We start from the raw sequence: 16,757 nt of genomic DNA on the forward strand, positions 1-16,757 counted from the left end.
ACCGTCGGCCCCGGAATCTCACCAGGTCCACCGGGCGGCTGTCGCCGTCCGGGTCGCGGGCTTACCACGGTCACACCGTGGATCACCGCCGGTTCGGAATTACACCGAGTCCCGCCAGCGCGTGGTGGGTACCCCAGAAGTGTGGCACGGCACGCGCCGCGCGTCTGCCCTCGGGGGAGCTACCTCACAGAGGTGGGCAATATTCAAGAAACGCTGCGTCGCCGGTCGACCGCCACGTACGAACCGGGCTGGCTCTTGGCCACGGACTTCATCTCGGAGGCGACCGCGATCGCCTCCTGCGGGTTGGTGAGCCGCTTGCCGGAGTCGGAGACGGACACCCCGATCGACAGGGTGACCAGCGCCGCGCGCCGGATGTTGCCCCGGCGGTCCTTCAGCTCGACGTAGCCGCGTTCGGCGTCGGACTGGTCGTAGAGCCGGTCGGCGGCGGTCTCGAAGTCGACCACCGCCCGGGAGGTCAGCGGCCGGACCTGCTCGGGGGTGCAGACGATGACGAAGTCGTCGCCGCCGACGTGGCCGAGGAAGGCCGGCGGCAGCCCGATCGCGACGACCGCCCGGTGCAGGCTGCGGGCCAGCGCCGAGATGAACTCGTCACCCCGGACGAAGCCGTACCGGTCGTTGACGCTCTTGAACCGGTCGATGTCGACGTAGCCGACCGCGTAGTCGACGCCGTTGCGTACCCGGTCGGTGATCTCCCGGCGGATCCGGGAGTTGCCGGGCAGGCCGGTCAGCGGGGAGACCTCGCGGAACTCCTTGTTGCGCCGCAGGGTGGAGCTGACCCGGGCCACCAGTTCGGCGGTGTCGAAGGGCTTGACCAGGTAGTCGTCGGCGCCGGCGCTGAGCCCGTGGACCTTGTCCACGGTCATCCCCTTGGCGGTCAGCATGATCACCGGCAGCGCGGAGGTCATCGGGTCGGCGCGCAGCCGCCGGGTCAGCTCCAGCCCGTCGATGCGCGGCATCATCAGGTCGACCACCGCCAGGTCCGGCCGCTGCCGCTCGATCACCTCGAGCGCCTCCTGGCCGTCGCCGGCATGGATCACCTCGAAGCCGTGCAGCCGCAGGTTGAACTCGACGAACCGGGCGATGTCGGCGTCGTCGTCGACGACCAGGATGAGGTCGGGTCGCTCCTCGGCCGGCTCCACCTCAGGCCCCGGGGGCCGCGCGCTCCGCCAGGCCCCGCAGGCGGCGGACCGCCTCGGCCGGATCGTCGGCGCCGTAGACCGCGGTGCCGGCGACGAAGGCGTCCGCACCGGCGGCGGCGGCCTGCTCGATGGTGTCCGCGGCGATCCCGCCGTCGACCTCGATGCGCAGCTCCAGGTGGCCCGCGTCGACGTGCCGCCGGGCGGCGCGCACCTTGTCCAGCAGCTCCGGGAGGAACCGCTGCCCGCCGAAGCCGGCCTTGATCGTCATGATCAGCAGCGTGTCGAAGCTGGGCAGCAGCTCCAGGTACGGCTCGATCGGGGTGTCCCGGTCGATGGCCAGCCCGGCCTTCGCCCCGGCCGCCCGCAGGTCCTTCGCCAGCGCCACCGGGTTGTCGCACGCCTCGGCGTGGAACGTGACGTTGTACGCTCCCGCGTCGGCGTACCCGGGGGCCCAGCGGCCCGGGTCGGTGATCATCAGGTGCACGTCGAACGGCAGCTCGGTCGCCGCGCGCAGGCTCTGCACGACGGGCAGCCCGATGGTCAGGTTCGGCACGAAGTGGTTGTCCATGACATCGACGTGCAGCCAGTCCGCGGCGCCCTCGACGGCACGGACCTCCTCGGCCAGGCGGGCGAAATCGGCGGCGAGGATGCTGGGCGCGACGATCGGCAGCGGTACGGTCACCGGGCCAGTGTACGAATGCGCTCGTGCGCCGCCCCCAGCGCGGCACCACGTGAGACGCGCTGTGATTCGGCCGTGACTGCCGGTGCGGATTCGCCCGGACCGGACGGAACACCCCGGAGGGCCAGGCAGCCGTGCCCGTCGATCGACCGAAACGCGGCGAGAGTCCACGCGGGACGAGCGCCGGTGCCGTATGCTCCCGCACCGTGGCGCGATCGGCGACGGAGGCCGGTGACCGCGACCACCGGCGACGGGGAGGTCGGACGGATGCGGCGATGGTGGACGGCGATCGCCGTGGGCGCGGGCGCGGCGGTGGCGCTGGCGGCCTGCGGCACACCCTCCGGGGTGGACGGTGACCTCGCCGACGACTGGCGGGCGATGGCCGCGCCGACGCAGTTCGTGCCAGCCGCCGGGGCCTGCCACACCGCGTCTTCCGACGTCGGCTACCTCAGCGGTTACCACCCGGTGGACTGCGGTACGACCCACCGGGTGGAGACCATCCACGTCGGCACGCTGACCGGCCCGGCCGCCGAGCTGAGTGCTCCCCCGGCCGCCGGATCGGCGGGGATGAAGACCGCCCGCGCCGAGTGCGACCGGGAGGTCGACAAGGCCGTCGGCGCCAGCTGGCGCTCGGGCCGGCTGTTCCTGTCCGCGGTCTTCCCGTCCCAGCAGGCGTGGGCGGGCGGGGCGCGGTGGTTCCGCTGCGACCTCAACGAGGTGGAGAGCGTCGACGACTCCAGCGTCGTGCCGCGCAGCGGCAGCCTCAAGGGCGCGTTGACGGGGAACTCCACCCTGGTCCACCGCTGCTTCAACCCGAAGATCGTCAAGAACGTCGTCAAGTCGATGGCCGTCACCCCGTGCACCAGCAAGCACCGGGTCGAGTTCGTCGGGGTCTACCGGGCCCCGGACGTGGCCTACAACCAGATCGACAAGAACCGGCTGCGCATCCACCAGGGGTGCCGGTCCCTGATCGCCTCGTACGCCAAGGTGCCCGACAACAGCGACCTGCAGTACCGGGCGGGGACGATCTTCTACCACCCCTTCGAGGAGGAGTGGAAGGACGGCAACCGGGGGGTGCAGTGCTTCCTCTGGGCCGACCGCAACCTCACCCGCTCGGTGAAGGGCGCCGGGCCCAGGGGCCTGCCGGTCCGGTGACCCGACCCGCCGGGACGGCGGGGAGCTGACGCGCGCAGGGGGGGCGGCCGGTCCGGCCGCCCCCCTGCGTTTCTCGCGTCGCTCAGCCCCGGCGCAGCACGGCGAGGAACATCGCGTCGGTGCCGTGCCGGTGCGGCCACAACTGCACCGACGGCCCGTCGCCCAGCCCCGGCATCCCGGCCGGCAGCAGCGGCCGGGCGTCGACGAAGTCCGCCGGCACCCCGGCACGGCGGGCCGCCTCGGTCACCGTCACGTGCGTCTCCACGGTGTGCGGGGAGCAGGTCACGTAGGCCACCAGGCCGCCCGGGCGGGCCGCCCGCAGCGCCGCCACCAGCAGTTCCCGCTGCAACCGGGTCAGCGGCGGCAGGTCCGACGGCTGCTTACGCCAGCGGGCCTCCGGCCGGCGGCGCAACGCGCCCAGCCCGGTGCACGGGGCGTCGACCAGCACCCGGTCGAAGTGCCCCTCCGGCAGCTCCGGATCGGCGCCGACGGTGCGGCCGTCGGTGTGCAGCACGTCGACCGGCAGCCCTCGGGTGGCCTGGGTGACCAGCCGGGCCCGGTGCTCAGAGACCTCGACGGCGGTCAGCCGGGCACCGCGCTGGGCGGCGAGCGCCCCGAGCAGCCCGGACTTCCCGCCGGGGCCGGCGCACAGGTCCAGCCAGTGGCCGTCCGGGCCGTCCAGCGGGGCGACCGCCAGGGCGTTGGCCACCAGTTGGGAGCCCTCGTCCTGGACGTGTGCCCGGCCCTCGGCCAGCGCCCGCAGCTCGCCGGGGGCGCCGCCGCCGAGGTAGACCGCGTACGGGGAGAACGCCCCGGGGGCGCCGCCGACCTCGTCGGCCAGCTCGACCGGATCGGCCAGGCCCGGCCGGGCGCACAGGTGCACCGGCGGGCGCTCGTTGTCCTCGATCAGGAGGCGGGTGGTCTCGCCCAGGTCGCCGCCGAGCGCCTCGGCGAACGCCCGCACGATCCACTGCGGGTGGCTGTAGGCCAGGGCCAGGTGCCCGATCGGGTCGGCCTCGAACGCCGGGGCGAGCTTCGCCACCCAGGCGTCGGCGTCCCGGCCGGCCACCTCGCGCAGCACCGCGTTGGCGAAGCCGGTGGCGCTGATACCGACGGTGCGGACCAGGTCGACCGTCGAGGAGACCGCCGCGTGCGCCGGGACCCGGGTGTGCAGGAGCTGGTACGCGCCCAGCCGCAACGCGTCGCGCACCGGCGGGTCGATCCGGGCCACGTCCCGGCCGGCCGCGTCGGTGAGGATCGCGTCGATGGTGCCGGTGTGCCGCAGCGAGCCGTAGGTCAGCTCGGTGGCGAAGGCGGCGTCCCGGCCGGTCAGCCCCTCCTCGCGCAGCAGCGCCGGCAGCACCAGGTTGGCGTACGCGTCGTCCCGGTGCACCGCCGCGACGGCCTGGTACGCGACGTGCCGGGGCAGGTCCACGGTGGGCCGCGCCGGCCGCCCGCCGCCCCGCCGGTCCTCGCCGCCCCGACCGCCCCGGGCCGACCGGTCACCGTAGCCGGGCCGGTCGCCCCGCGGGCCGCCCGACGACCGCTCGGGACGCCGGTCGGGGCGCGGGTCGCGCTGCTCGTCGTACCGTCGCGCGGGCCGTTCCGTCGGCCCGGTCACGCGAGTTCCTCCCCGGCGGCGACCCGGGCGCCGCGCGCCCAGTCGCTCGCCGGCATGGCCTTCTTGCCGGCCGCCCGTATCTCGCCGAGGGCCACCGGGACGGTGGCCGTACCGGCCAGCACCCGGGACTTCTCCACCAGCAGCTCGCCCGGCCTCAGCTCGGGGCCGTCCGCCACCGGGACGACCGGGCCGAGCTTGACCCGCTCGCCGCGGAACGTGGTCCACGGGCCGGGGGCCGGGGTGCACGCGCGGACCCGCCGGTCCACCGCGAACGCGGGGTCGCCCCAGCGCACCCGGGCGTCCTCGACGGTCAGCTTCGGCGCGAGCGACACCCCGTCGGCCGGCTGCGGCTCGGCCCGGCCGGTGCCCGCCGCGATCGCGTCGAGGACGGCCACCAGCAGGCCGGCGCCGGAGTGGGCGAGCCGCTCCAGCAGGTCGCCGGAGGTGTCGGTGGGGCGGATCTCGTCGGTGAGGGTGCCGTAGACCGGGCCGGTGTCCAGCCCCTCCTCCAGCTCGAAGACGCTCGCGCCGGTCAGCTCGTCGCCGTGCAGCACGGCGTGCTGGACCGGGGCCGCGCCACGCCACGCGGGCAGCAGCGAGAAGTGCAGGTTGACCCAGCCGTACCGGGGGATCTCCAGCGCGGCCGGGGGCACCAGCGCCCCGTATGCGACCACCGGGACGCAGTCGGGGGCCAGCTCGCGCAGCCGGTCGAGGAACTCCGGCTCGCGCGGGCGGGCCGGGGTGAGCACCTCGACACCGTGCTCGTCGGCCCACTCGCCGACGGGCGAGCGGACCAGGCCCCGGCCCCGGCCGGCGGGGGCGTCGGGACGGGTGACGACGGCGACCAGCTCGTGGTCGGAGGCCGCGACGGCGGCCAGGGCGGGGACGGCGACGGCCGGGGTGCCGGCGAAGACGAGACGCACCGGCGTCACCGACCCAGGCCGAAGGGGCTGTCGGCGGTGTGCGGGTTGAGCTTGACCGTCGGCGGGGTGGCCGGGTCGTACCAGTCCGCCTGGCGGATCGCCTTCATCGCCTCCTTGCGGCCGGCCGGGTCCAGCCGGTCGACGAAGAGCACGCCGTCGAGGTGGTCGGTCTCGTGCTGGACGCAGCGGGCCATCAGGCCGGTGCCGACGATCTGCACCGGGTCGCCGTAGCCGTTGAAGCCCTTGGCGATCACGTTCTGCCGGCGCTTGGTGTCGAAGTACAGCCCGGGGATGGACAGGCAGCCCTCGGGGCCGTCCTGTTCCTCGGCGTCCGGGAACTCCAGCACCGGGTTGACCAGGTGGCCGAGCACGTCGTCGACGTCGAAGGCGAACACCCGTAGGCCCACTCCGAGCTGGGGCGCGGCGAGGCCGGCGCCGTTCTGCTCGCGCATCGTGTCGGTCAGGTCGGCGACGAGCTTGCGCAGCTCGGCGTCGAAGTCGACCACCGGATCGGCCGGTGTGCGCAGCACCGGGTCCCCGAACAGACGGATGGGCTGGACGGTCACTCGGGGTGGCTCCTTCGGTCGGACGACGGTCGGGCCGTACCAGTCTACGGAGTGCGTTCGGTGGCCCCGGCCGGCGTACCGCGATCGGTGGCCGGGGACTCGTCGCGCAGGGTGACGGGCAGGGTGGCGCAGCCGCGCCGGGTCAGCCGGGCGCAGCGCTCGGGCCCGGCGGCCCGCGCCGGCCCCGGGAGCCGGCGCGACAGGGCGGGACGGCCGTCAGGCGCCCGGGGCGGGGTCGCCGGCGAGCACGGTTTCCCCGGCGCGCAGGCAGTGCTCCGGCAGCGGAAGCTGGATCTTGTGGGCCGCCTCCCAGTCGTACACCGTGCCGGGGCGGACCTGGGCGGTGAAGTAGTCCACCGCGCTCATCCCACCGACCACCGGCTCCTCCACCTCGGCGACCAGCCGGGCGGGAACCAGCGGGAACCCGTTCTGCAGGGCCGCGCTGAGCCGGCGGTGGCCGTCGACGACGAAGAAGTACTCCCCGGAGTAACCGATGGTCAGCGGCTCCAGCGCCTCGTCGCCGCCGTCGGCGACCTCGCCGACGAACCCGGCGTCCCACAGCCCGCGCAGCGTGCCGACGTCCTCCGTCGGGTAGACCCGGGCCGGGTCGAGCAGCAGCAGCGGCGGGGCGTCGCGGAGCACGTCGGCGCCGAGCCGGCCCTCGTACACGTCGATGATGTGGCTGATCACCTGCGCCGGGGTGGCCCGGGTGGAATCGCAGATCAGGTCGTAGTTGCGCAACCGGGCCTTGTCGACGCCGTAGCGGACGACGAACCGGCCCCGCTCGCTCTCGCTGCGCTCGTGCAGCTTGGCCTTCGCCTCCTCCAGGGAGGCGTAGCTCTCGGCCGGGCCGGAGGGGCGGGCCAGCACCCGGCGGGCCGCCTCGGTCGGCTCGGTGATCATGTGCACCTTGAGCGCGTCGGTGAAGAAGTGCCAGGCCAGCCGGGAGTCCATCACCAGGCTCTCGCCGGAGGCGGCGATGTCCTGCTGGAGCTGGTCGACGTAGCCGTCGACGGCCTGGTCCAGTTCGGCGTGCAGGTTGAGCTGGAGCGCGGTCATCTGCCGTTCCTGGGCCATCTGGCGATAGAGGTCGCCCACGCTGACCCGGCGCAGCCCCAGCTGCTTGGCGATCTCCACGGAGACGGTGCTCTTGCCGCTGCCGAGGTCGCCGTTGAAGACGATCGATTGACGAACGGTCACGACTGGTCCACCCCTGATCACCGGCTGACTGACATCATCGACTTGACGTCGGCTCGACGCGCTCCCGCCATTGTCGCGCGATCCGTGCGCCCGGGCATGACGGGCGATGCTATCACGCACCCGCCAGCACGGATCGTGACGACGCTCAGAACAGGCTCAGCGGGTCGACCTGGAGGCGCACCGGATCGGCCGCCTTGCGGGCGGCGCGGACCCCGGCGGCCGAGTGCAGCGCCCCGGCCAGGGCCGCCGCCCGGGCCCGGGGCACCCGGACCAGCATCCGTTCCCGGTCGCCGTCGGCGGGAACCGGGCCGAGCAGCTCGGCCTCCCCGGGCAGCCGGGCCTCGGCCAGCAGGTCGGCCACCGCGTCGGCCGGGCCGGTGACGCTGGCCATCCGCACCGCCGGGGGGAAGCCCAGCTCGCGGCGCTCGGCCAACTCCCGGGCGGCGAACCAGGCGGCGTCCCAGCGCAGCAGCGCCTGCACCGGGGCGAGGGCGCCGTCGGCGACCACCACCACCCGGCCGCCGGCCGCGGCGGGCCGGGCCAGCGCGGCGGCGGCCAGCCAGCGACGCAGCGCCTCCTCGCCGGCCCGCAGGTCGGCCCGGGTGAGCAGGGCCCACGAGTCGAGCAGCAGCACCGCGCCGTAGCCGCCCTCGGCGACCGGCTCGGCCCCGGGGGTGGCCACCACCAGGCCGGCCCCGCCGGGCACGGTGGTGAGCACCTCCTCCCGGCCGGAGGTACGCACCGGCACGCCGGGGAAGGCCCGGCCCAGTTCCTCGGCGGTGCGCCGGGCGCCGGTGACGGCGGCCCGCAGCCGCCGTCCCCCGCACTCCGGGCAGGCGTACGCGGCGGCGACCCGGCCGCACCAGCGGCAGGCCGGCATTCCCTCGGCCGACGGCAGGGCGAGCGGGCCGGCGCAGTGCGGGCAACGCGCCGGGGTCCGGCACTCGGCGCAGGAGACCGAGGGCAGGTAGCCGCGGCGGGGCACCTGGACCAGCACCGGGGCGTCGGCGCGGACCGCGTCGCGGGCGGCGCTCCAGGCCAGGCTGGGCAGCCGGGCCGTGGCCGCGCCGGGGTCGCGGGCCAGTTGCGGGTCGTCGCCGGTCGGCGCGACGGCGGGGGTACGCGCCCGCACGGTGGCCCGGTCGGCGACCACCTCCCGGGCCCAGCCGGTCTCCACCAGCAGTTGCGCCTCGGCGCTGCGCGCGTACCCGCCGACCAGGGCCGCCGCGTCGGCGAGCTGGGCGCGGGTGAGCAGCACCTCGCGGGCGTGCGGGTAGGGCGCGCGCGGCTCGGCGTGCAGGTCGTCGCCGTCGTCGACGACGGCGACCAGGCCGAGCCGGGCCACCGGGGCGAACATGGCGGCCCGGGTGCCGACCACGACGGGCACGTCGCCGCGCCGGGCGGCCAGGAACGCGCGGTAGCGGCGGGCCGGGCCGGCGGCGGCGGCGAGGACGACGTGCCGGCCGGCGCCGAGCGCGGCGGTCAGCGCCGCGTCGAGGCGGTCGAGGTCCCGGGCGTCGGGAACCACGACGACGGCGCCCCGGCCGCCGGCCACGGTGGCGGCGACCGCCTCGGCGTACCGGGCGGGCCAGTCCTCCCCCGGCAGGGCGGACCAGACCGCGCGGACGGGCCGGCCCTCGGTCAGGGCGCGCAGGAACGCCGGCCCGGCCGGGTACGCCCGCCAGCCGTCCGCCGCGGGGGGATCCAGCGGGGCCGGCGGCTCCCCGGGCTCGTGCGGCTCCTTCTCCACCCGGGCGTGCCGGGGCGGCACGGCCAGCCGGAGCACGTCGGCGAGGTTGCCGGCGTACCGGTCGGCGACGGCCCGGGCCAGCCGGGCGACCTCGGGGGCCAGCACGGGCTCCGGCGAGACGACCTTCTCCAGGTAGGCCAGCTTGCCGGTGTGCCCGGAGTCGTCGGCCCGCTCCAGCAGCCAGCCGTCGACGAGCTGGCCGGCGAAGCGCACCTTCACCCGGGTCCCGGGGGCCGCGGCCTCGGCCAGCTCGGCGGGGACCAGGTAGTCGAAGGGGCGGTCGAGATGGGCCAGCGGGACGTCCACGCAGACGCGAGCGACCGGCGACCCGTCTGCGGGTCGCCGGTCGCTGCGCCTGGCGCCGGTCAGGCTCCCGCGGCCGACTTGAGGTCGGCGGCCCGGTCGGTGCTCTCCCAGGTCAGGTCGGGCAGTTCCCGGCCGAAGTGGCCGTACGCCGCGGTCTGCCGGTAGATCGGGCGGAGCAGGTTCAGGTCCCGGATGATGGCGGCCGGGCGCAGGTCGAAGACCTCGGACACGGCCTTCTCGATCGAGGCGACCGCCACGGTCTCGGTGCCGAACGTCTCGATGAACAGGCTCACCGGGTGGGCCTTGCCGATCGCGTACGCGACCTGCGCCTCGCAGCGCTCGGCCAGGCCGGCGGCCACCACGTTCTTGGCCACCCAGCGCATCGCGTACGCCGCCGAGCGGTCCACCTTGGACGGATCCTTGCCGGAGAACGCGCCGCCGCCGTGCCGGGCGTACCCGCCGTAGGTGTCGACGATGATCTTCCGGCCGGTCAGGCCGGCGTCGCCCATCGGGCCGCCGATCTCGAACCGCCCGGTCGGGTTGACCAGCAGCCGGTAGCCGTCGGTGTCGAGGCCGAGGCTCTCCAGCTCCGGGGCGATGACGTGGTCGCGCACGTCCGGGGTGAGCAGGCTGTCCAGCGAGATGTCGGCCGCGTGCTGGCTGGACACGACGACCGTGTTCAGCCGGACCGGGCGCAGCCCCTCGTACTCGATGGTGACCTGGGTCTTGCCGTCCGGCCGCAGGTACGGGATCGTGCCGTCCTTGCGCACCGCGGTCAGCCGGCGGGCCAGCCGGTGCGCCAGGGCGATCGGCAGCGGCATCAGCTCGGGCGTCTCCGAGCAGGCGAAGCCGAACATCATGCCCTGGTCGCCGGCGCCCTGGGCGTCCAGCGCGCTCTCCGACGAGCCGGTGCGCAGCTCCATCGCGTTGTCCACGCCCTGCGCGATGTCCGGGGACTGGGCGCCGATGGACACGCTGACGCCGCAGGAGGCCCCGTCGAAGCCCTTCTTCGAGGAGTCGTACCCGATCTCGAGGATCGTCTCCCGGACGATGGTGGGGATGTCGGCGTACGCCTTTGTCGTCACCTCGCCGGCGACGTGCACCTGCCCGGTGGTGATCAGGGTCTCGACGGCCACGCGACTGTGCGCGTCCTGGGCCAGCAGTGCGTCGAGAATGCCGTCGCTGATCTGGTCGGCGATCTTGTCCGGGTGGCCTTCCGTGACCGATTCGGACGTGAAGAGGCGGCGTGTCACGGCACTCCTAAGTATGTGAAGAGTCGTTCCGCGGAAGTGTAGTCACCCACACTCACGCGGCGCTCGATCGGTCAGGACGACGTCACAATGCGGACGCCTCGGCCAGCCGCGCCACCACGAGGTCCCAGACGCCGTCCGCGAGGTCCTCCTTGGACTGCTCGGGCATGGTGTGCACCGCGCCGTCCGCGCCGATGACGGTCGCCGCGTTGGTCTCGGCGCCGAAGACCTTGTCCGGGCCGACCTCGTTGATGACGATGAGATCCGCCCGCTTGCTGGCGAGCTTTGCTCGGCCGTTGGCTTCGGCGTCGCCGGTCTCGGCCGCGAACACCACCAGCACCTGTTCCGGTCGGCGGCGCCGGCCCAACTCGGCGGCGATGTCCGGGTTCGTGACGAGTTCGATCGTAGGTGGCCCGGCGTTCGATTTCTTGATTTTGCCCGCCGAGTAGGTGGCGGGCCGGAAGTCGGCGGGCGCCGCCGCCATCACCACCGCGTCGGCCCCGGCGGCGGCCTCCAGGGTGGCCACGCGCAGTTCCTCGGTGGTGCCGACCCGGACCAGGTCGACCCCGGCCGGGTCGGCGAGCGTCACGTTGGCGGCGACCAGGGTGACCCGGGCGCCGCGGGCGACCGCGGCGCGGGCGAAGGCGTACCCCTGCTTGCCGGACGAGCGGTTGCCCAGGAACCGGACCGGGTCGAGCGGCTCCCGGGTGCCGCCGGCGGTCACCAGCACGTGGCGGCCGGCCAGGTCGGCCGGGGCGACGACGCCCCGGGCCAGCGCCCGCTTGGCGACGGCGAAGATCTCGGCCGGGTCGGGCAGCCGCCCCTTGCCGCTGTCGGCGCCGGTGAGCCGGCCGACGGCGGGCTCGATCACCCGGACGCCCCGGGAGCGCAGCGTGGCGACGTTGGCCACGGTGGCCGCGTTCTCCCACATCTCGGTGTGCATCGCCGGGGCGAGCAGCACCGGGCAGCGGGCCGTGAGCAGCGTGTTGGTGAGCAGGTCGTCGGCGAGGCCGTGGGCGGCCCGGGCGAGCAGGTCGGCGGTGGCGGGGGCGACCACGACCAGGTCGGCCCGCTGCCCGAGCCGGACGTGCGGCACCTCGTGCACGTCGGACCAGACGTCGTCGGCGACCGGCTGGCCGGACAGGGCGGCCCAGGTCGGCGCACCGACGAAGCGGAGCGCCGACGCGGTCGGCACGACGCGGACCCGGTGGCCCGACTCGGTGAACAGCCGCAGCAGCTCACACGCCTTGTAGGCGGCGACACCGCCGCCGACCCCGAGGAGGATCTCGGCGGACATCGACGCGCGGCGGGACTACGGCTGGTCGGTGGGCTCGGCGGTGAGCAGGCCCGCGTTGATCTCGCGCATGGCGATGGAGAGGGGCTTCTCCTGGGGGGTGGTCTCCACGAGGGGGCCGACATACTCCAGCAGACCCTCGCCGAGCTGGCTGTAGTAGGCGTTGACCTGGCGGGCCCGCTTGGCGGCGAAGATCACCAGGGCGTACTTCGACGTCGTCTTCTCGAGGAGCTCGTCGATCGGCGGGTTGGTGATGCCTTCGGGGTTGGCGATGGATCCCACGAAATAACCTCTGCGTCTCTTTACCGCGCGGACGCGGTGGGTCGCTCAACCACGCAGACGCGGTTGAGCCGGAGCCGGGAAAGAAGAACCGAGCAAGCCTACCAGCTCGTCGACCGCCCGCCCGGTCAGGTCGTGCGCCACGACGTGCTCCGCCACGGCCGCGACGGCCGGCTCGGGCCGCCAACCGGGCGGGGCGAGCAGGACCAGCCGGGTCTCCGGGCGCGCCCCGCGGACGGCGAGCGCGCCGCGCAGGTCGAGCGGGAGCAGGACCGGCCGGCCGGCGGCGAGCCGCGCGAGGACCGGCCCGGCCGGGGTGCCGCGAATGTACGGCCCGATCCGGGCCCACTCCAGCAGCCGACCGGCGGCGATCAGCCGGTCGAACTCCGCCGGATCGAGGAACAGCCGGTCGACACCGTCCCGCTCGCCCGCCCGGCGGGGGCGGGTGGTGGCCGGCACCGGCGTCCACACCGACGGAGAACGCGCCCGGAACAGCTCGACGACACTGCCCACACCGACCCCGGAGGGACCGGTCAGGACGGTGAGCCGAGCCGCCGGGCGCGCCTCGTCATCCATGCTCACGGCTCGTTTCTACACGCTGCCGTGGTCAGGTGACGGCGAACCCGCCGTGCTCAGTTGGCGGCGAACTCGCCGAGCAGCGCCTTGCGCTGCTGCTCGCCCAGGCCCCGCAGCCGGCGGCTGTCGGCGATCTTGAGCTTCTCCATGATCTGGGTCGCCCGGATCTTGCCGATGCCCGGCATCGCCTGCAGGACGGCCGAAACCTTGAGCTTGCCGACGACGTCGTCGCCCTCGGCCCGCGCGAGAACGGCGGCGAGGGTGGTCTTGCCCTGCTTGAGCTGCTCCTTCAGCTCAGCACGGGCCTTGCGGATCTCCGCAGCCTTTTCGAGCGCGGCTGCGCGCTGCTCGGGGGTCAGTGACGGGAGGGGCACCAGTTCTCCTCAGGTCCCTATAGCGACGGGCGGGACGCCACGCCGCATCTGTGAAACGTGGAGTTGCCGGAAACCAAAGGGGTCCATGGTTCCCAGCGCGGGGAAAACTAGCGGTCGCGCGCGCATTCGGCAACGTGGACGCGCGGCGACCACGGCAAAGTGACCGAGCCTTCACTCAGTCAGGCCCCGCCCAGGGCCGCCCGGCACTCGGTCAGGACCCGGTCCGCGGCGGCCCGCAGCGCGGCCACGTCGGGCCCGGCGTGCAGCACCTCTCGGGAGTACGACGGCAGCACCGACGGCAGGCCGGAGCCGAAGACCGTACGCAGATCGGCCGCCGTGGCGCCCTGCGCGCCGAGCCCCGGGGCGAGCAGCGGACCGTGCACGGCGGAGAGGTCGTGGCCCGTGTCACCGATGGTCGCGCCGACCACCAGGCCGAAGCTGCCGAGCGGCTCGGCACCCTGGTTGAGCTGCGTAATCTCGTCGATCACCGTCTGCGCCACGGTCCGCCCGTCGGCGGTCCGGGCCCGCTGCACGGCGGCCCCCTCGGGGTTGGACGTCAGCGCCAGGACGAACACCCCGCCGCCGTGCGCGGCGGCGAGCTCGAACATCGGGGCCAGCGACCCTACTCCCAGGTAGGGGCTCGCCGTGAGCGCGTCGACATACAGCGGGCTGGATGGATCGAGGTACGCGGCGGCGTACGCCGCGACGGTCGATCCGATGTCCCCACGCTTGACGTCAAGCAGAACGAGCGAGCCGGAATCCCGCAACTGTCGGATAGTTGACTCTAGGACCGACACGCCTCGGGAGCCGAAGCGCTCGAAGAACGCGGACTGGGGCTTGACGACCGCGACCCGGTCACCGAGCGCCTCCACCACGATGCGGCTGAAGCGCTCCAACCCGTCGACGTCGTCCGACAGGCCCCACCGCGCCAGCAGCCCCGGATGCGGGTCGATGCCCACGCACAGCGGCCCACGCTCCGCCACCGCCCGGTACAACCGGGCACCGAAGCTCTCCATCCGACCTCTCCCTCTCTCGACCTCTCCCCGGGGGCGGCGCCCGCCGCGCCCCGCCGCGCGCCGGGACCGGCACGCGGCTGACCGATCCGGGACCCGCCACGCCCCGACCGGTGGACCCGCGGCGCGGGTCAGCCGACCGCCACCGCCGCGGCGATCCCCGCCGCGATCCGGGCGACGTCGGCGTCGCCGGTGACGTACGGCGGCATGGTGTAGACCAGGTCGCGGAACGGCCGCAGCCAGACCCCCTGCTCCACCGCGGCGGCGGTGGCCCTCGCCAGGTCCACCTCGTGGTCGAGCTGGACCACGCCGATCGCGCCGAGCACCCGCACGTCGGCCACCCCCGGCGCGCCCCGCAGCGGCTCCAGACCGGCCCGCAGGCCCGCGCCCACCCTCGCCACCTCGGCGGCCCAGTCCCCGGCCCGCAGCAGGCCGATGGAGGCGTTCGCGACCGCGCAGGCGAGCGGATTGCCCATGAACGTCGGACCGTGCGCCAGCACCCCGTCGCGGGAGATGCCCTCCGCCACCTCCGCCGTGCACAGCGCCGCCGCCAGCGTCAGGTACCCGCCGGTGAGCGCCTTGCCGACGCAGAGCACGTCGGGGCTCACCCCGGCGTGCTCCGCGGCGAACATCGTCCCGGTGCGGCCGAAGCCGGTGGCGATCTCGTCGAAGACCAGCAGCACGCCGTGGGCCCGGGTCACCTCGCGCAGCACCCGCAGGTACTCCGGATGGTGGAAGCGCATCCCGCCGGCGCCCTGGACCACCGGCTCGACGATCACGGCGGCCAACTCGTCGGCGTGCCGCTGCACGGCGTCCGTCAGCGCCGTCACGTACGCCGGGTCGGGCGGGGTGTCGAAACCGCCCGGCGGCACGGGCGCGAACACCTGCCGGGGCAGCACGTCGCCCCAGAGATGGTGCATGCCGCCCTCGGGGTCGCAGACGCTCATCGGGTGGAACGTGTCGCCGTGGTAGCCGCCCCGCCAGGTGCCCAGCCGGCGCCGCCCCGGCCGCCCGGTGGCCCGCTGGTACTGCAGGCACATCTTCACCGCGACCTCGACGCTCACCGAGCCCGAGTCGCACAGGAAGACCCGCTCCAGCCCCTGCGGGGCCAGCTCGACCAGCGTGCCGGCCAGCCGCACCGCCGGCTCGTGGGTCAGCCCGCCGAACATCACGTGGCTCATCCGGCCGAGCTGGTCGGTGACCGCCGCGTCCAGCACCGGGTGCCGGTAGCCGTGGATGGCCGCCCACCAGGACGACATCCCGTCCACCAGCTCCCGGCCGTCGGCCAGCCGCAGCCGCACCCCCCGCGCGCTGTCCACCACGTACGGCGCCGTGGCCGGCGGCAGCGGCGCGTACGGGTGCCACACGTGCGCCCGGTCGGCGGCGAGGACGTCCTCGGGTGTCATCGGCGTTCCCTCCCGCCCCGGGCGGGTCCGGCCGCCTGTCGGGGGCTCCCCGGTCATGTCCGGCCGCCCTGGAGCGCCGAGGGGGCCGGGCGGGCGGCCCGGGCGGCGGCCCGGACGAGGGCCGGGCCCCGGTAGATGAACCCGGTGTAGAGCTGGACCAGGGACGCGCCCGCGTCGAACATCCGGGCGGCGTCGTCGGCGTCGACGATGCCGCCCACCCCGACCACCGGGAGCCGCCCGCCGGTCTCCCGGTGGACGAAGGCGACCACCTCCCGGGCGCGGGCAGCCAGCGGGCGCCCGGACAGCCCCCCCTGCTCCGCGCCCCGCGCCCGGTCGGCCGGGGCGAGCCCGTCACGGGCCAGGGTCGTGTTGGTGGCGATCACCCCGGCCGCGCCCCGGGCCAGGCAGACCTCCAGCAACTCGGCGATCGCCGGGTCGGTCAGGTCCGGGGCGATCTTGACCAGCACCGGTTTCTCCCCCACCAGGGCCGCCAGCAGCGCGTCTAGGTAGGACCGGTCCTGCAACGCGCGCAGCCCCGGGGTGTTCGGCGAGGAGACGTTGACCGCGAAGTAGTCGCCGTGCCCGCGCAGCGCCCGGTACGAGGCGAGGTAGTCCTGCACCGCCTCGTCCAGCGGGGTCACCTTGGACTTGCCCAGCGAGATCCCCAGCGGCACCCCGAGCGGGCGGGGCAGTGCGGCCAGCCGGTCCGCCAGCGCCACCGCGCCGGCGTTGTTGAAGCCCATCCGGTTCACCACGGCCTCGCTGTCGCGCAGCCGGAACAGCCGGGGCCGGGGGTTGCCCGGCTGGGCGTACGCGGTGACCGTGCCGACCTCCACGAAGCCGAAGCCCAGCGCCGGCCAGGCCGGCAGCGCCGCCCCGTCCTTGTCCATCCCGGCGGCCAGCCCCACCGGGTTCGGGAACCGCACCCCGAACACCGTCCGGGGCGCCCGCACGGCGTACCGGGCCCGCAGCCCGGCCAGCGCCACCGGCGACCGCGACACGGCAGCCAGCCGCCGCAGCGTCCACTCGTGGGCCGCCTCGGCGTCCCCGCCCCCCACCCGGAACAACCCGGGCCGCACCACCTTCTCGAAGATCACCGCACCCTCCCCCGGGCCACACCGCCGGGTTGATCAAGAAGTTTGCGTCCGGGAAGGGGCCCCTGGGCGACCGAAACCTCTTGATCATCGCCGATCGGGCGGGGGGTG

16 protein-coding genes are annotated in these 16,757 nt (G+C 74.9%); 1 reads left to right on the top strand and 15 read right to left on the bottom strand.

Going from position 1 to position 16,757, the window contains the following annotated elements; translation table 11 throughout:
* Positions 1-203 precede the first annotated feature (203 nt).
* Entirely contained in the window at positions 204-1,160 is a 957-nt protein-coding gene (locus tag OOK41_RS23090; protein ID WP_266266674.1) for a response regulator, read from the bottom strand.
* A gap of 1 nt (position 1,161) precedes the next feature.
* Positions 1,162-1,842 (bottom strand): ribulose-phosphate 3-epimerase, encoded by a 681-nt coding sequence (rpe, locus tag OOK41_RS23095; RefSeq protein ID WP_117671677.1) that lies wholly within the window; start codon positions 1,840-1,842, stop codon positions 1,162-1,164.
* A gap of 264 nt (positions 1,843-2,106) precedes the next feature.
* Here rpe and OOK41_RS23100 point away from each other — a divergent pair, with 264 nt between their 5' ends.
* Positions 2,107-2,994 (top strand): septum formation family protein, encoded by an 888-nt coding sequence (locus OOK41_RS23100; protein ID WP_266267951.1) that lies wholly within the window; start codon positions 2,107-2,109, stop codon positions 2,992-2,994.
* An 82-nt stretch (positions 2,995-3,076) separates the two neighbouring features.
* Here the strand turns inward: OOK41_RS23100 and OOK41_RS23105 are convergent, their stop codons facing one another.
* The 13 genes from OOK41_RS23105 to OOK41_RS23165 form a co-directional block, all read right to left on the bottom strand.
* Positions 3,077-4,615 (bottom strand): RsmB/NOP family class I SAM-dependent RNA methyltransferase, encoded by a 1,539-nt coding sequence (locus tag OOK41_RS23105; protein ID WP_266266675.1) that lies wholly within the window; start codon positions 4,613-4,615, stop codon positions 3,077-3,079.
* On the bottom strand, positions 4,612-5,538 hold the full coding sequence (fmt, locus tag OOK41_RS23110; protein ID WP_266266676.1) for a methionyl-tRNA formyltransferase: 927 nt from the start codon (positions 5,536-5,538) through the stop codon (positions 4,612-4,614). The genes OOK41_RS23105 and fmt overlap by 4 nt, the downstream gene beginning before the upstream one ends.
* 5 nt (positions 5,539-5,543) lie before the next feature.
* Positions 5,544-6,104: a peptide deformylase gene (def, locus tag OOK41_RS23115; protein ID WP_117671673.1), complete on the bottom strand. Its 561-nt coding sequence runs from the start codon at positions 6,102-6,104 to the stop codon at positions 5,544-5,546.
* A gap of 216 nt (positions 6,105-6,320) precedes the next feature.
* Complete coding sequence (locus OOK41_RS23120) at positions 6,321-7,304, bottom strand: AAA family ATPase (protein WP_266266677.1); 984 nt, start codon at positions 7,302-7,304, stop codon at positions 6,321-6,323.
* 145 nt (positions 7,305-7,449) lie between these two features.
* Entirely contained in the window at positions 7,450-9,360 is a 1,911-nt protein-coding gene (locus OOK41_RS23125; RefSeq protein WP_323136214.1) for a primosomal protein N', read from the bottom strand.
* A gap of 59 nt (positions 9,361-9,419) precedes the next feature.
* A complete protein-coding gene (gene metK / locus OOK41_RS23130; protein ID WP_117671667.1) occupies positions 9,420-10,613 on the bottom strand; it encodes a methionine adenosyltransferase in 1,194 nt (397 codons plus the stop codon).
* Positions 10,614-10,695: 82 nt separating this feature from the next.
* Positions 10,696-11,907 (bottom strand): bifunctional phosphopantothenoylcysteine decarboxylase/phosphopantothenate--cysteine ligase CoaBC, encoded by a 1,212-nt coding sequence (gene coaBC, locus OOK41_RS23135; protein ID WP_266266678.1) that lies wholly within the window; start codon positions 11,905-11,907, stop codon positions 10,696-10,698.
* Between the two features lie 15 nt (positions 11,908-11,922).
* Entirely contained in the window at positions 11,923-12,186 is a 264-nt protein-coding gene (gene rpoZ, locus OOK41_RS23140; RefSeq protein ID WP_007075826.1) for a DNA-directed RNA polymerase subunit omega, read from the bottom strand.
* Positions 12,187-12,231: 45 nt separating this feature from the next.
* Positions 12,232-12,765: a guanylate kinase gene (locus tag OOK41_RS23145; RefSeq protein WP_266266679.1), complete on the bottom strand. Its 534-nt coding sequence runs from the start codon at positions 12,763-12,765 to the stop codon at positions 12,232-12,234.
* A 50-nt stretch (positions 12,766-12,815) separates the two neighbouring features.
* Positions 12,816-13,133, bottom strand: a complete 318-nt coding sequence (mihF, locus tag OOK41_RS23150; protein WP_266266680.1) for an integration host factor, actinobacterial type — start codon at positions 13,131-13,133, stop codon at positions 12,816-12,818.
* 179 nt (positions 13,134-13,312) lie between these two features.
* Positions 13,313-14,149, bottom strand: a complete 837-nt coding sequence (pyrF, locus tag OOK41_RS23155; RefSeq protein ID WP_266266681.1) for an orotidine-5'-phosphate decarboxylase — start codon at positions 14,147-14,149, stop codon at positions 13,313-13,315.
* Positions 14,150-14,277: 128 nt separating this feature from the next.
* On the bottom strand, positions 14,278-15,552 hold the full coding sequence (locus tag OOK41_RS23160) for an adenosylmethionine--8-amino-7-oxononanoate transaminase (RefSeq protein WP_117671660.1): 1,275 nt from the start codon (positions 15,550-15,552) through the stop codon (positions 14,278-14,280).
* A 53-nt stretch (positions 15,553-15,605) separates the two neighbouring features.
* Positions 15,606-16,649, bottom strand: coding sequence for a quinone-dependent dihydroorotate dehydrogenase (locus OOK41_RS23165; protein ID WP_266266682.1), 1,044 nt, complete (start codon positions 16,647-16,649; stop codon positions 15,606-15,608).
* Positions 16,650-16,757 lie beyond the last annotated feature (108 nt).

This window comes from Micromonospora sp. NBC_01655, assembly GCF_026339755.1.
Taxonomy (GTDB): Bacteria; Actinomycetota; Actinomycetes; order Mycobacteriales; family Micromonosporaceae; genus Micromonospora.